General features: G+C 46.8%; 12 protein-coding genes. 5 read left to right on the top strand and 7 right to left on the bottom strand.

Annotation, left to right across the window (positions count from 1 at the left end):
• Positions 1 to 234 precede the first annotated feature (234 nt).
• Positions 235 to 1,242 (top strand): metal ABC transporter solute-binding protein, Zn/Mn family, encoded by a 1,008-nt coding sequence (locus B9A32_RS12005; RefSeq protein ID WP_139795809.1) that lies wholly within the window; start codon positions 235 to 237, stop codon positions 1,240 to 1,242.
• A 66-nt stretch (positions 1,243 to 1,308) separates the two neighbouring features.
• On the opposite strand, the gene B9A32_RS12000 is transcribed toward B9A32_RS12005, so the two are convergent.
• The 3 genes from B9A32_RS12000 to B9A32_RS11990 all read right to left on the bottom strand — a co-directional run bounded on the left by B9A32_RS12000 (position 1,309) and on the right by B9A32_RS11990 (position 4,826).
• Entirely contained in the window at positions 1,309 to 1,809 is a 501-nt protein-coding gene (locus tag B9A32_RS12000; RefSeq protein ID WP_084069686.1) for a HyaD/HybD family hydrogenase maturation endopeptidase, read from the bottom strand.
• 201 nt (positions 1,810 to 2,010) lie between these two features.
• Positions 2,011 to 3,648: a nickel-dependent hydrogenase large subunit gene (locus B9A32_RS11995; protein WP_084069685.1), complete on the bottom strand. Its 1,638-nt coding sequence runs from the start codon at positions 3,646 to 3,648 to the stop codon at positions 2,011 to 2,013.
• A 230-nt stretch (positions 3,649 to 3,878) separates the two neighbouring features.
• A complete protein-coding gene (locus B9A32_RS11990) occupies positions 3,879 to 4,826 on the bottom strand; it encodes a hydrogenase small subunit (RefSeq protein WP_084069684.1) in 948 nt (315 codons plus the stop codon).
• A gap of 743 nt (positions 4,827 to 5,569) precedes the next feature.
• Here B9A32_RS11990 and ispG point away from each other — a divergent pair.
• The 3 genes from ispG (at position 5,570) to B9A32_RS11975 (ending at position 10,474) form a co-directional block, all read left to right on the top strand.
• Complete coding sequence (gene ispG / locus B9A32_RS11985; RefSeq protein WP_084069683.1) at positions 5,570 to 6,661, top strand: flavodoxin-dependent (E)-4-hydroxy-3-methylbut-2-enyl-diphosphate synthase; 1,092 nt, start codon at positions 5,570 to 5,572, stop codon at positions 6,659 to 6,661.
• A gap of 20 nt (positions 6,662 to 6,681) precedes the next feature.
• Positions 6,682 to 8,190 carry a proline--tRNA ligase gene (gene proS / locus B9A32_RS11980; RefSeq protein WP_084069682.1) on the top strand — a complete coding sequence of 503 codons (1,509 nt, stop codon included), beginning with the start codon at positions 6,682 to 6,684 and terminating at the stop codon, positions 8,188 to 8,190.
• Positions 8,191 to 8,317: 127 nt separating this feature from the next.
• Positions 8,318 to 10,474: a RelA/SpoT family protein gene (locus B9A32_RS11975; RefSeq protein ID WP_084069681.1), complete on the top strand. Its 2,157-nt coding sequence runs from the start codon at positions 8,318 to 8,320 to the stop codon at positions 10,472 to 10,474.
• A gap of 172 nt (positions 10,475 to 10,646) precedes the next feature.
• Here B9A32_RS11975 and rpmB read toward each other — a convergent pair whose 3' ends face one another.
• The 4 genes from rpmB to trxA all read right to left on the bottom strand — a co-directional run bounded on the left by rpmB (position 10,647) and on the right by trxA (position 13,018).
• Positions 10,647 to 10,838 (bottom strand): 50S ribosomal protein L28, encoded by a 192-nt coding sequence (gene rpmB, locus B9A32_RS11970; RefSeq protein WP_084069680.1) that lies wholly within the window; start codon positions 10,836 to 10,838, stop codon positions 10,647 to 10,649.
• 256 nt (positions 10,839 to 11,094) lie between these two features.
• Positions 11,095 to 11,751, bottom strand: a complete 657-nt coding sequence (locus B9A32_RS11965) for an outer membrane protein assembly factor BamD (protein WP_232367140.1) — start codon at positions 11,749 to 11,751, stop codon at positions 11,095 to 11,097.
• Positions 11,748 to 12,683 (bottom strand): thioredoxin-disulfide reductase, encoded by a 936-nt coding sequence (gene trxB / locus B9A32_RS11960; RefSeq protein WP_084069679.1) that lies wholly within the window; start codon positions 12,681 to 12,683, stop codon positions 11,748 to 11,750. Before trxB ends, B9A32_RS11965 begins: the two co-directional genes overlap by 4 nt.
• Entirely contained in the window at positions 12,683 to 13,018 is a 336-nt protein-coding gene (trxA, locus tag B9A32_RS11955; protein ID WP_084069678.1) for a thioredoxin, read from the bottom strand. The genes trxB and trxA overlap by 1 nt, the downstream gene beginning before the upstream one ends.
• Positions 13,019 to 13,380: 362 nt before the next feature.
• On the opposite strand from trxA, the gene purN reads away from it, so the two are divergent.
• Positions 13,381 to 14,103: a phosphoribosylglycinamide formyltransferase gene (gene purN, locus B9A32_RS11950; RefSeq protein WP_084069677.1), complete on the top strand. Its 723-nt coding sequence runs from the start codon at positions 13,381 to 13,383 to the stop codon at positions 14,101 to 14,103.
• The last annotated feature ends 27 nt before the right edge of the window (positions 14,104 to 14,130 follow it).

Genomic DNA, 14,130 nt, shown 5'->3' with positions numbered 1-14,130 from the left:
ATATAGCTCAACTTTCGGTGTTCGCATTTCGTGGTGGGGTCAGGCTTTCGTTATTGACATTATCGAGGCTTTTTCCGTTGGCAAAGGCCTTGGTCAATAACATCAATAACAAAAGCCTGACCCCCTCGGCACACTGAGCCCATCGGTACATTTAAAAATGCCGGCTTTGAAATGAAGCCCGAAAGTTGAGTCATATAAAAAAATTACGCACAGGGAAAAGGGAGACACATTTAAATGTACGAAAAAAATCAGATGATCGGCAGAAAAATGATAAAATACAACATCACTGCTGTAATGGTGCGGGCTTTTTTTGTATTTCTGATGGGTATTTTACTGATCCCCCCGGCGGCTTTTGGGTCTGCCTCCGGGAAAATTGAGGTTTTTGTCAGTATTGCACCCCAGGCATATTTTATCCAACGAATTGGCGGAGAAAAAGTGGCCGTTTCCGTTCTGGTGCCTCCGGGTAAAAGCCCTGCCACCTATGCACCTGCTTCGGCCCAGATGGTGAAACTTTCCCGGGCCATGGCGCTGTTCACCATTGGGGTTCCCTTTGAGACGGCACTGATACCTAAAATTCGGGCCATGGCCCCGAAGCTTTCCATTGTGGACACCGCCCGGGGGATTACATTGCGCCAACTGGATGGAAAAAAAGATGTTCTTCATGAGCCCCATGAACATGGGGAGACGGTGAATAAAGAAGCGTTGATACATTCTGATGAAGCAGGGCATCATCACCACCATGGGGCAGAGGGGAATGATCCGCATATCTGGATGAATCCGCTTTTGGTTAAAAAACAGGCACAAACCATGTGTGACAGCCTTAGTACCCTGGCACCGGAATATGAGCCGTTTTTTCGTGAAAACCTTCGTCTTTTTCAAGCGGACCTGGACCTTTTGAACCAAAAAATTGCATCGATACTAAAGCCTTTGCAGGGGGAAACGATTTTTGTGTTTCATCCGGTGTTCGGCTATTTTGCAGATGCCTATGGGCTAAAGCAACTGGCTGTGGAGCGGGGTGGTAAAACCCCCAAGGGAAGGGATCTGGTCTCTTTTATTCAGCAGGCAAAAAAGAACAATGTCCGGGTGATTTTTGTGCAACCCCAGTTTGATCAACGGGTGGCCGGAAAAATTGCATCAGCCATCCAGGGTGTAGTGGTTCCCCTGGACCCCCTGGCCCGGGATTACATTGCAAATCTTTCCGGCATGGCGCTGACCATACAAAAGTCTTTGGTGGGGCAGTAACTGCTGCATGGTCGTGGTCAGAATACTGTTTACCTGACCGTGGCAATTATTCATGGGAATGCATCTTCAAGGGATGACATTGCTTGTTTTTTTTTGTGTGGGAACACCCAGGTTTACAAGTTCCCGGAGCACCCATTCCACCATGGCATCCACCTTTTCGGCAAGGATCGGTGTCAATTCAGGATGTAAGGTTTCAATATCCTCAGGCTCCACACCAAGAATAATTGTTTCCGGAATATTATCCATGAGTCGGCACAGGGTCAGTGCCTCCAGAAGATCCACCTGGTGCATGGAATTTTTACCCAGAATGCGGTTGGGGATCTCCTCGCCTTCAAGGCGGTGAAAATCACCGGGATTGCTTTTATTTAAAATGGTATCCACCACAATGAGCTTGTGGGCATGGGATATGACCCCCAGCAGATTGACCCCCAGCACCCCGCCGTCCACAATGGTGACATGGTCTGGAAAAATATAATTGTTTTGAAGTTTTTCCACAACTTTAATGCCAAAACCGTCATCGGAATAAAGAATGTTCCCCACGCCCAGTACCATGATTTGTGGTTTCATTGGCTCCTCTTTGTATCTCATGAGTCCGAAGTTCTCATTTTTCACACCATATGTGATCTGTTCAATTTCAAAGAAACATATTATATGGCGGGAAATTGAAGAACCTGTGACGGACGAGTTTGTACGGCAAAGTAAAGCCCGGACCATGGCCCGGGCTTTGTTACATTGTTTGTCTCCCCGGGTGAACCCGGGGCGGTTTGATTAAATCACCTGAACTTTATAGGTTCCATTGGTATGGGGGTCAATGACATGCACGGCACAGGCAATGCAGGGGTCATAGGAATGGACGGTTCTTAATACTTCCAGGGGTTTTGAGGCATCGGCAATGGGGGTTCCAATGAGGGAGCGTTCCACAGGCCCTTTATTGCCTTTGGCATCTGTGGGGCCGAAATTCCATGTGGAGGGGACCACATACTGGTAATTTTTAATTCTTCCATCTTCGATTTCAATCCAGTGTCCAAGAGCGCCCCGTGGCACGTCATTGAGACCAAAGCCCTTGCCTTTGTCCGGCATTTCCCATGATTGGTAAGTCTTTTTGTCGCCCTTGGCAATGTTGGATTTCAAGTTGTCGATCCAGCTGCCCATGGCGTTTCCGATCAGCTGGGTTTCAACACCCCTTGCAGCGGTTCTTCCCAATGTGGAGAACAGGGCATCAGCCCCCACACCCAGTTTTTTAAGAACGCCATCCACGGCCTTTGTGGCAGCAGGGTCTTTTTTTCCATAGGCGATCAATACCCTGGAAAGGGGCCCCACTTCTGCGGCAAGGCCATCGTAACGGGGGGCTTTTATCCAGCTGTATTTATCGTCTGTATTGTAATGGGTTTCTCCCTGGATGGGATTTGTTTCTCCGTTAAAGGGGTGTTTGGGGGTCCCCTTTTCATACCAGGCCCGGGTGACATCTTCGGTTACCTTGTCGGGATTCATCTCTTCCACCTCAAGGTCTTTTCTGATGAAACCTGCTGGCATGAGCTTGTTTTTTTCCGCCACGTCGTTGGCAAAATCCCCATAGGCAAGAAAGGCGTTGTTGTTGCCGCCTATGTCCCCCCAGTCTTTATAAAATGAGGCAACAGCCAAAAGATCCGGAATATAAATTTCATCAACAAAGGCTCGGGTCTCCTTCCAGATGGTTTCAAATTCCGCAATGCGATCTACATTAAGATCTGCCACAGAGGTGACACCACCCACCACCAGGAATTGGGGATGGGGATTTTTGCCGCCAAAAATGGCATGCATGCGGGCTGCTTTTGCCTGGAGTTGAAGGGCCTCAAGATAGTGTGCAGTGGCCATAAGATTGGCCTCAGGGGGCAGTACATATGCTGAATGTCCCCAATATCCATTGTTAAAGGGCCCCAGTTGTCCACTGGCAACAAAGGATTTTAATTTTTCCTGAACACCTTTGAAATATTCACTGTTCTGGGGCCGTCCACTGACATTTCCCGATAACTTGGCGGTTTTCAGGGGATCTGCATCCAGAGCACTGACAATATCCACCCAGTCCAATGCATGGAGGTGATAAAAATGAACCAGATGATCGTGTTGAAATTGGGCACCATGCATTAAATTGCGTATCAGTCGAGCATTTTCAGGGATAGTGATGTTACAGGCATCTTCAACGGCTTTCACCGATGCCAGGGCATGGACATAGGTACAAACACCGCAGGAGCGTTGGACAAAATGGTGGGCATCCCGGGGATCCCGGCCCTTTAACATCATTTCAATACCCCGGAACATCTGGCCGGAACACCAGGCGTCCTTTACCTTTCCATTTTCAATTTCCACCTCTATTTTTAAGTGACCCTCGATCCGGGTGATTGGATCAATTACAATTCTTTTACCCATAATAATATCCTCTATATAACTGCCACGGCAGGTCTTATTTTGCTTTTGACCTATCCACAGCAAAGCTTGAAAATTGTCCCGATTTATCGGATTTTTTTTATAACTGCCACAGGAGTCGCTTATTTTGCTCTCGATCTTATCCCTGACAACGTTTGGAATTCTGTCCGACTTGTTGGGATTATTTTTAATAAATACTTCTTCTCAGCAACTTAAAATAAAATTCTGTGCGCTTATGACTCTTCATAGAATGGCGTCATATTATCCCAGAAGCCGGGCTCACTGCACCCTATGCAAGGGTGGCCTGCCTGGATGGGAAAGCTGGTGCCGTCATTAAATTTTGCTGTGGGGCAGTTATTATAGGTTTCAGGGCCTCTGCAGCCCATTTTGTAGAGGCAATATCCCATTTCTGCTTCTTTGGATCCAAATTCTTCAACAAATTCGTCATTTTCAAAATGTGGCAGTCGGGGACAGCGGTCATGAACGGTGTCTGCATAGGCAAACAGGGGACGTCCCTCTTCGTCCAGTTCAATTTTTTCTTTATTAAGATATTTGACTATGGTGGAAAGAAGATTTAACGGATTGGGCGGGCATCCCGGCAGGTTGACGGTGTCAATGCCAATGGCATCCTTAACCCCCTTGTATCCACCGGGATTGGGATCGGCGGCGGGAATGCCGCCATAGGCTGCACAGGTACCAAGGGCAATGGTCACTGCTGCTTTGGGAATAATGGATTTTGCAATTTCAAGAAAAGTTTTGTCGGCAACCTTGCCGTAGGAACCATTATATTTTGTGGCAATGGACCCTTCCACAACGCAGACAAATTTTCCTTTATATTTTTCAACAGCATCGTGCAGGGATTTCTCTGCCTGGTGCCCTGCCGCAGCCATGATGGTCTCATGGTATTCCACGGAAATGGTCTCAAGGATAATGGCACCCACATTGGGGGTTCGTAAAAAAGCTTCTGAACATCCGGTACATTCAGCAAAATGCAGCCAGATCACCGGGGGGCGGGGACCTGAAGCCGCCGTTTCAATGGCTTTAACCACCTGGGCGGTGCAGGAAATTGACAGGCCCATTGATGCGGTGAGCGCAGTGCAATATTTCAGGAAACTTCTTCTGGAAACCCCTTTTTTTTCCAGATTTTCATAAAATTCATGATTTTCATGTTTTTTTTCCATAGCACCTCCTTAATGCTGTTCTGGTTACAATCTGGTTTTGAGTATTTTGCGTTATGGCAGCTTTATCCTTGTATTCTATGCCCTGGGGAGAAATTTGTATCAAGGCGTTGTTTCTATTTGTGTGAAATGATGAATGTCTGTAATTTTTGCTTCAAGTATGTTGTTTGCATTTTTCTTATGAAAACAATAAATGTTAATAGTAACTATCAATATTTATTATGAAATGAAAAGAAAACCAATGATTGTATTGTACATTTATTATAAACAATATTGTGCAAACTATGCATGTTTGTTGTTGTGCAAAAATGCCTTTGGATGCATATGTCTTTATGCGTAATTTGTCAATAAAAAAATAGTTCGCCGGGAATTGTAGTGCTGCTTTATGTGAGGTTTTGCTCAGGGTTTTTAGAATTCGTTATGGATCAAGGTTCTGGCAGTTGCATTTTTGTAAACTGTCGTAAATGGGCATTGTTTTGATTCGCCTTTCTATGGTTGATATGATAACAGGCAAACCCATGAAAAAAAGGTGAAAATAGATTTATCAGAGAATGCAAACCCCTTGAAATCGGCATTAAACTTGAATATTTATCCATCCTTTGATATTCATGGGCTCTGTAATTTTGTGTCCACCGGGGTATGCTGTTGTTTTTAGGATAAAACCGTGGCAAACCAAGGTGAAATATGGGGGGGTGCCCGTGGCAGTTATATGAATCTGTCAGGCCATGTTAAGGATAAAAGGGAAAATGACCTTTATAAAAGAAAGACAAAAAACCCGTAAAATAAGCGTTGGAAATATTTTTGTGGGGGGGGAGGAGCCTGTTGCCATACAGTCCATGACCAATACCTACACCCAGGATATCACAGCCACAGTGGATCAAATTGCAGCTTTAACCCGGGCTGGGTGTGAAATCGTCCGGGTGGCGGTTCCTGACATGGATGCGGCCCTGGCAATTAAGGAAATAAAAAAACAGATTGAGATTCCCCTCATTGCCGATATCCATTTTGATTATAAGCTGGCCATTGCCTCTGCCCATGCCGGGGCCGACGGGCTGAGAATCAATCCCGGAAATATTGGTGCCACCCATAAAATTAAAGCAGTGGCAGATTGTGCAAAATCCCATGGTATTCCCATTCGGGTGGGTGTCAATGCAGGCTCTTTGGAAAAAGAGATTCTTGCCACCATGGGGCCCACCCCCGGTGCCATGGTGGAGAGTGCCCTTAGAAATATTGCCATACTGGAGGATCTGGGTTTTTATGATATCAAAATTTCCTTAAAAGCCTCGGATGTGGAACGAACCGTTGAAGCCTACCGCCTTATATCCAAACGCACCGATGTACCCCTCCATGTGGGGGTCACCGAGGCAGGGGGGCTGTACGCCGGTATCACCAAATCTGCCATTGGCATCGGCATGTTGCTTGCCGAGGGTATTGGCGATACCATCCGGGTCTCCTTGACCCGTGATCCTGTGGAGGAAATCCGTGTGGGCTGGGAAATTCTGCGTTCCCTGAAAATCAGGAAACGGGGGCCGGAGATTATCTCCTGCCCCACCTGCGGTCGGTGTAAAATTAATTTGTTTGACATTGCGCGCACCGTGGAAGATGCACTTTTAAACTGCACCACAGATATCAAGGTGGCCATCATGGGTTGTGTGGTCAACGGTCCGGGAGAGGCCAGGGAGGCGGATATCGGCATTGCCGGCGGCGATGGCATGGGAATACTTTTTAAAAAAGGTGAGGTGGTGAAGAAGGTGAATCAGGATCGCCTTGTGGAAGTACTGCTCCAAGAAGTTAGACAATATGAATCAGAACAAAGTCACAATAAAAATATAAATTAAAATCATCTGGAGGAATGGAAATGGGGAAAAAGGTTACAACAGCAATTACGCCAACACGGGAAGAGGATTACCCAATGTGGTATCAAGAGGTGGTGAAGGCTTCTGAAATGGCGGAAAAATCCCCTGTAAGGGGCTGTATGGTTATTCGCCCCTGGGGGTATACCCTGTGGGAGAATATATCCTCTCAACTGGATGAGATGTTCAAGGAAACCGGGGTTAAAAATGCTTATTTCCCTTTGTTTATTCCATTGAGTTATCTGGAAAAAGAGGCCGAGCATGTGGAGGGGTTTGCCAAGGAATGTGCGGTTGTCACCCACCATAAGCTGGAGCAGGGAGAAAACAAAAAACTGGTTCCCGCCGGAGAACTTGCCGAGCCTTTGATTGTTCGTCCCACCTCGGAGACCATCATTGGGGAGTCCATGTCCAAATGGGTGTCCAGTTACCGGGATCTTCCGGTGCTGATCAACCAGTGGGCCAATGTGGTAAGATGGGAGATGCGCACCCGTATTTTTCTTCGCACCAGTGAATTTTTGTGGCAGGAAGGGCATACGGCCCATGCCAACGAAGAAGAGGCCCGGGAACGAACCTTGATGATGCTCAATGTGTATACCAAATTTGTGGAAGAGTGTCTTGCCATGCCTGTGGTCAGGGGAAGCAAAACCCCTTCCGAGAGATTTCCAGGGGCAGTGGACACCATGTGCATTGAGGCCATGATGCAGGATAAAAAAGCACTCCAGGCCGGTACCTCACATTTTCTGGGTCAGAACTTTGCCAAGGGATCAGACATTAAGTTTCAGAATGCAGATAAACAGGAGCAATTTGCCTGGACCACCTCCTGGGGGGTCTCCACCCGGATGATCGGCGGTATGATCATGACACATGGAGATGATGACGGTGTGATCATGCCCCCACGGGTGGCACCTTCCCATGTGGTGCTTTTGCCCATTTACAGAAAGGACGAAGAACGGGCAGAGATAATGGCCTATACCCAGGCCCTGGCTGCGGAGCTTCGTCAGATTCGATACCATGGCAGAAAAATTGTTGTGGAAATTGATGACAGGGATATTGGTGGCGCCCGGGGATGGGATTGGGTCAAAAAAGGAATTCCCTTAAGGGCAGAGATTGGCCCCAAAGATATGGCCAATGATTCGGTTTTTCTGGGACGCAGGGATAAATCTGCCCGGGATAAAACCGGGGTGAAAAAAGATACCTTTGTTGATGGGCTTTGTGATCTTCTGGATGAGATCCAGGATACTTATTTTCAGCGGGCCAAGGCGTTTATGGCTGCCAATACCGTTGATATTGATGACAAAAAAGCTTTTTATGATTTTTATAAATCCCGGAAAGGCATCCATGGGGGGTTTGCCATGTCCCACTGGTGTGGAAATGACGCATGTGAGGCCAAAATAAAAGAAGATCTTTCTGTGACCATCCGCTGTATTCCCTTTGATTCTCCCCAGGAAAAGGGAGAATGTATCTGCTGCGGAAAGCCCAGTAATAAAAGAGTTTTATTTTCCAAGGCGTATTAATAAGTTAAGGCGTGCATGAAAAACTGTTCGTTCGCCATTTCATATGGATCGCCATGGGCAGGCCTTGTTATGATCCCGGTCTGCCCACAACAAAGATAGAATACTGAGTAAAAAGGCGTCCCAGTACATGATTAGAATTACCGATATTCTTGATATCATTGTTCAATATAATCCTGATGCCGACCTTGGCATTATTGATCGGGCTTACATCTATTCGGCCCGGGTCCATCACGGCAAGGTGCGGCTGTCCGGTGAGCCCTATCTTTCCCATCCCCTGGAGGTGGCAGCCATTCTGGCCCATATGAAGCTGGATGTGGAAAGTATTGCCGCAGGTCTTCTCCACGATGTCATAGAAGACACCCATGCCACCCGGGAGGAGATCCAGGAGGTGTTTGGACCGGGCATTGCCCATATTGTCTCCGGGGTGACCATGTTATCCCGGCTTTCCGTTGCAGATAAGATTGTCCGGCAGGCAGAGAGTCTCAGAAAAATGATTCTTGCCATGGCTGATGATATCCGGGTGGTCCTGATTAAGCTGGCAGATCGTCTCCACGTGATGAGAACCCTTAAATATCATGAAGACCGGGAGAGCCGGGTGATGATTTCCCGGGAGACCCTTGATATCTATGCCCCCATTGCCTCCCGCCTGGGCATTTTCTGGCTCAAGCAGGAGTTGGAGGATATTGCCTTTTTTCACAGTCTGCCCGAGGAGTATGCCAGGATTGACACCCTGGTGAATCGTGCCAAGGAAGAAAAAGAAAATTACATTGATGAGGTAAAGGAAAAGCTAACAGAACGGCTCACCGCCGAGGGAATGAAAAATCTGTCCATTAAAGGGCGCTACAAACAGCATTACAGCATCTATCAGAAAATGATGTCCCAGAATTTACCCTTTGATCAGGTTTACGATATCATTGCCTTCAGAGTGATTGTGGATTTGAAGTTTCAGTGTTATCAGGCAATGGGTATTATCCATGATATGTGGAAACCCATACATTACAAATTTAAGGATTACATCGGTGTGCCCAAGCCCAATCTATATCAGTCTTTGCACACCACGGTGATTGGTCCCCGGGGACAGAGGGTGGAGATTCAGCTTCGAACTTGGGAAATGGATAATGTCGCCGAATCCGGCATTGCGGCCCACTGGAGTTATAAAGAGGGGGCTGCCATTGATGAAAAAACGGGAAAAACCTTTGCCTGGCTCAGGAATCTGGTGGAAAATCAGGAAGAAACAACGGACTCCAATGAGTTTCTTGAAAATGTAAAGATAGATCTGTATCCCAATGAGATTTATGTGTTTACCCCGGGGGGGGATATTCAAACCCTGCCCAAGGGGGCCACACCTGTGGATTTTGCCTATCAGATTCACACAGAGGTGGGCGAACAGTGCACCGGTGCCAAGGTGGATGGTAAGCTGGTGCCCCTGGCCCAGCAGCTCACCACAGGAAGTACAGTAAGTATTGTCACCACCAAAGGACACCATCCCAGTCCAGATTGGCTTAATTTTGTAAAAACAGTGAAGGCCAAGACCAAAATCCGTCATTGGATTAAAATCCAGGAAAAAGAACGCAGTATTGCCCTTGGTCGGGAAATGTGTGAAAAACTTTTCCGCAAACGAAATTTCAATTTTAATGCCTTGGTGAAATCCGGGGAAGTGGATCAGGCTGCTGAAGCCTTTGGATTTAAAGAGGTGGAGGATCTCATTGCCCAGGTGGGGTTTGGGAAAGTCACTCCCCTCCAGATTCTTCATAAAACCGTTCCTGAAGAAGCAAAAGAAAAAGAAGATATCAAGCCCCGGGAGAGAGGGCTGGGGGGGAAGAGCCGGAAAAGAAATCGAGATGGCGTCGTGGTCAAAGGCCTGGATGATATCCTGATAAAATTTTCAAAATGCTGTAATCCTTTGCCCGGGGATGCCATTGTTGGATTTATTACCCAGGGGCAGGGGGTGGCAGTTCATCGAAAAAACTGCATTAATGCCCAAAAAATGAGTCCGGAAAGGAAAATTGAGGTTCAGTGGAGTGAAAGTGATACAGAATCTTATCCTGTGAGGGTAAGGATTCGTTCATCTGACAGGTCCGGGCTTCTGGCAGATGTGGCATCAACCATCTCAAGGGCCAAGGCTGATATTATCAACGCACATACGGAAACCACCGATTATGGAGTGGTGAACAGTTATTTTACCATTGCAGTGGAAAGTAAATCGCAATTGAGTAAAGTCATATCTGATCTGCGGCGGGTGAAGCATGTGAAAGATGTAAAGCGCATCCTCATTGATGAATGATGAATTCCATCCCGGATTGCACATTGAGGTATAATTTTTTAATAAAAAAAGGGCAGAATCCATGATGAATAGCATGGATTCTGCCCCTGTATTGTGTGTAAACCCAGATGGATCTTCAAGATTTTTTTGTGGACGGGCCTACCCGTGGCGGTCAATACCCCGGGTGGAGGTTTTAAGGCGCTTTAACCACATGTCCAGCCTTGATGCAGCTGGTGCACACATCAATTTTTTTAACCTGTCCTTGGTAGAGTGCTCTGACCCGTTGCAGGTTGGGATTGAAACGACGTTTGTTAATGTTGTGGGCATGGCTGACATTGTTTCCAACCATTGGTTTTTTTCCGCATATTTTACATTCTTTGGACATGCTTACCTCTCTTTGGATTTATAAGAAAAGCTGTTGTAAACACTATAGCTTTTCAAGCTTTGTTGTGGGCAGCGCCAGAATACATATAAAGCCTGCCCATGGTAGTTATGAAAAAATCCCGTCACGTCTGGGGGAATTTTCAAGCGTTTTTATGGGGAAAATTCGGATATTAAACCAATATTTTCCAATATTAAATTTTAGAACAAAATTTTATACAATAAAAATAGCGGAATGTAAAGAAAAACAAGGTTTCCAACTATTCTTTATTGATTTTTTTCTTACACAGGGCAATTTGCTCCAACGCTTTTTCACCGAATTTCGTTTCAGGGTATATGGCAAGGATAGATTCATAGCGTTTTAATGCTGCTTTGTATTGCTTTATTTTTAAATAATAATCTGCCACATAAGCCTCGTGTCCTGCCAGGTTCTCCCTGCACCGTTTGATCTTTTTGGCGGCTTTGACACTGAGAGGGTCCTGGGGGAATCTTTCCATGAGGCGTTGAAATTCCGCCATTGCCTTGGCCGCCGGTGTCTGATCTTTGTCCACAGATCGAATTTTTTTGTACCAGCACATGCCTATGCGGTAGATGACAAAGGGGATGGCTTCATTTTTTGGGTGCAGATTCTCAAATTCCTGGTACGCTGGAATGGCTTCTTCATAGGATTTGAGCTTATAGTGGGAATCTGCAATTTTCAGTTCCGCCAGAATGGCGTATTTGCTGAAGGGATACCAGTCCCTCAGGGTGGTAAATGAGTGAATGGCATCCCGGTAATTCCCTTCTTTGTAATTTGCACTTCCTTCATTTACAAGGGTTTCTGCACTTTTTTCCATCTCCCTGTCCGGTTCGTTGAACCATGAACAACCGGCAAAAAAGAAAAGAACGGTGATCATTACAACAGAGGCAATTCTCATTTTGCATCCTTCAGGTTTTCAATGAAGTGCTCGGCGGACATGGCTGCAATGGCGCCGTCGCCCACAGCGGTGGTGATTTGTTTTAAAGGGGTGGTTCTGACATCACCTATGGCATAAACCCCCGGAATGGATGTTTCCATGTGGGTGTCAGTGAAAATAAAGCCGCCGTCATCGGTTTTTACATTGTCCTTGACGTAGGCTGTGTTGGGGGTTGTGCCCACCCAGATGAAACAGCCATCTGCCTTAATGGTGCTCTGGGCCTGGGTTTTTACATTTTTTATATGAACATTTTCAACATTGAAAAAACCGTCCATTCCCGTTACAACAGAATCCCACACCATCTCAATCTTATCGTTTTTCAATGCCCGTTCCTGGAGAACTTTGGTGGCCCTCAGCTCATCCCGCCGGTGTACCAGGTATACCTTGGTGGCAAATTTTGTGAGGTAGATAGCTTCCTGTACAGCGGTGTCTCCGCCGCCCACAGCCACAAGAACCTTGTCCCGGAAAAAAGGGGCATCACAGGTGGCGCAGAAAGAAACACCTTTTCCCATAAATTTGGCTTCACCAATATCCAGTTTTCTGGGGGAGGCACCGGAGGCAATGATAACTGTGTGGGCGCTAACTGTTTTTCCGCTGCCAAGATGAACTTTCTTTTCCTCCCTGGAAAGGGTCATAGAGGTTATTTCATCGGATTCAATGGTCAAGCCAAGGTTCTTGGCCTGGGTGACCATTTTTTCACCCAGGTCGTAACCTGTAATGCCCTCTGGGAATCCCGGGTAGTTTTCCACCCAGTCTGTGATGATCACCTGGCCTCCGGGGGCTGCTTTTTCAAACAATACCACATTGAGCCTTGCCCTTGCAGCATACATGCCTGCGGTGAGCCCGGCAGGTCCTCCTCCGATGATAATCACGTCATAATCTGTGTTGGCCATTATCCCTCCTTGAGTACCCCTTTGATGGTTTCCTCAAGTTTAGCCCTGGCCACCATTCCGGTTATCTGTTCGGCCACTTCGCCGTTTTTAAAGAAAATCAGGGTGGGAATGGCTTTGATACCGTATTTGCTCGGGGTCAGTGGGTTTTCATCCACGTTGACTTTTACAAAGTTCATTTTTTCACCATAGATTCCTTCCAGTTCGTCCACAATGGGGCCGATGGCCCGGCAGGGACCGCACCAGGGTGCCCAGAAATCCACCATCACAGGATTGTCTGCCTTTAAAACTGCCTTTTCAAAGGAATCATCGTCTATTTCAACTATATTTTCCGCCATCAACCTGTCTCCTTATTTGGGTTAGATAAAAACTGGGCCTGGTTTGTGCTGGCCATTCCGACCAATGGGGCCGGGGTGAAGTTAGCGTCTGAAAGTTTAACATACCTATACTTTTGACAACAGTGAGTCATAATGGTAGATCTCAGCATAAATGCCAATAGTGCAAGCTTTGCGCCACCCCAATGTGGCTGAATTTAGAACCAGGCTCAAAAACTGTCTGTAAATATAGGGTTTCGGTTTTACTTTGTCAATGAATGAAAGGACAGGCCCGGCTTTGAGGAATCATGGCACGACCCTTGGTCCGGGTGAGGATGGGTGGCCTTTAAATTGTGTAATGGAAAGCAACAAGGAGACAACAGATAATGGGTAAAAAAATAAAAATAGGGGCGTTAATATCAGGCGGAGGAACCAATCTCCAGGCCATCATTGACAGTTGTGCAGCAGGCAATATTGATGCCACGCTGGTATTTACGGGATCTGACAATCCTGAAGCCAAGGGGCTTGACCGGGCCAGGCGTGCAGGTGTTGAAACCTTTGTGGTGGATTATGGTAAGATTATCCGAACGTTAAAACAAAATTCCAATGCCCTGGCAGTGCCCGATGATTTTGATCTGAAAGAGGTTCAACATCGTCAGACGCTTTTTTCTGCCTCCACCGACCATGAAAAAATCACTGCTTTTTTACGATCCCGGGCCATTGCCGAAAGGGCGCTTTTGGATTATATTCTGCCCCATGACATTGATCTGCTGGTGCTGGCAGGATTCATGCGGACCTTGACGCCCTATTTTATTGATCACATGAACACGGTGCCGGGTAAGTGGAAAATCATGAATATTCATCCGGCTCTTTTGCCTTCTTTCCCCGGAACCGACGGGTATGGAGATACCTTTCGCCATGGATGCAAGGTGGGGGGGTGTACGGTTCATTTCATTGACTATGGAGAGGATACGGGTCCCATCATTGGCCAGCGGGCCTTTGAAATAACCGACGAAGATACCCTGGAGAGCATTAAGAAAAAAGGGTTGGCCCTGGAATGGGCCCTTTATCCGGAATGCATCCAGAAATTTGCTGAAAATAAAATTTGATACTTTGGGGCATGGACCGCAAGGGTC

Source organism: Desulfocicer vacuolatum DSM 3385 (assembly GCF_900176365.1).
Lineage (GTDB): Bacteria > Desulfobacterota > Desulfobacteria > Desulfobacterales > Desulfobacteraceae > Desulfocicer > Desulfocicer vacuolatum.
This window is presented reverse-complemented; position numbering and strand designations above follow the sequence as displayed.

Bases quoted from the DNA above. Each gene is read 5' to 3' on its own strand.
- B9A32_RS12005 (WP_139795809.1), top strand. From the start codon at position 235: ATGTACGAAAAAAATCAGATGATCGGCAGAAAAATGATAAAATACAAC.
- B9A32_RS12000 (WP_084069686.1), bottom strand. From the start codon at position 1,809: ATGAAACCACAAATCATGGTACTGGGCGTGGGGAACATTCTTTATTCC.
- B9A32_RS11995 (WP_084069685.1), bottom strand. From the start codon at position 3,648: ATGGGTAAAAGAATTGTAATTGATCCAATCACCCGGATCGAGGGTCAC.
- B9A32_RS11990 (WP_084069684.1), bottom strand. From the start codon at position 4,826: ATGGAAAAAAAACATGAAAATCATGAATTTTATGAAAATCTGGAAAAA.
- ispG (WP_084069683.1), top strand. From the start codon at position 5,570: ATGACCTTTATAAAAGAAAGACAAAAAACCCGTAAAATAAGCGTTGGA.
- proS (WP_084069682.1), top strand. From the start codon at position 6,682: ATGGGGAAAAAGGTTACAACAGCAATTACGCCAACACGGGAAGAGGAT.
- B9A32_RS11975 (WP_084069681.1), top strand. From the start codon at position 8,318: ATGATTAGAATTACCGATATTCTTGATATCATTGTTCAATATAATCCT.
- rpmB (WP_084069680.1), bottom strand. From the start codon at position 10,838: ATGTCCAAAGAATGTAAAATATGCGGAAAAAAACCAATGGTTGGAAAC.
- B9A32_RS11965 (WP_232367140.1), bottom strand. From the start codon at position 11,751: ATGAGAATTGCCTCTGTTGTAATGATCACCGTTCTTTTCTTTTTTGCC.
- trxB (WP_084069679.1), bottom strand. From the start codon at position 12,683: ATGGCCAACACAGATTATGACGTGATTATCATCGGAGGAGGACCTGCC.
- trxA (WP_084069678.1), bottom strand. From the start codon at position 13,018: ATGGCGGAAAATATAGTTGAAATAGACGATGATTCCTTTGAAAAGGCA.
- purN (WP_084069677.1), top strand. From the start codon at position 13,381: ATGGGTAAAAAAATAAAAATAGGGGCGTTAATATCAGGCGGAGGAACC.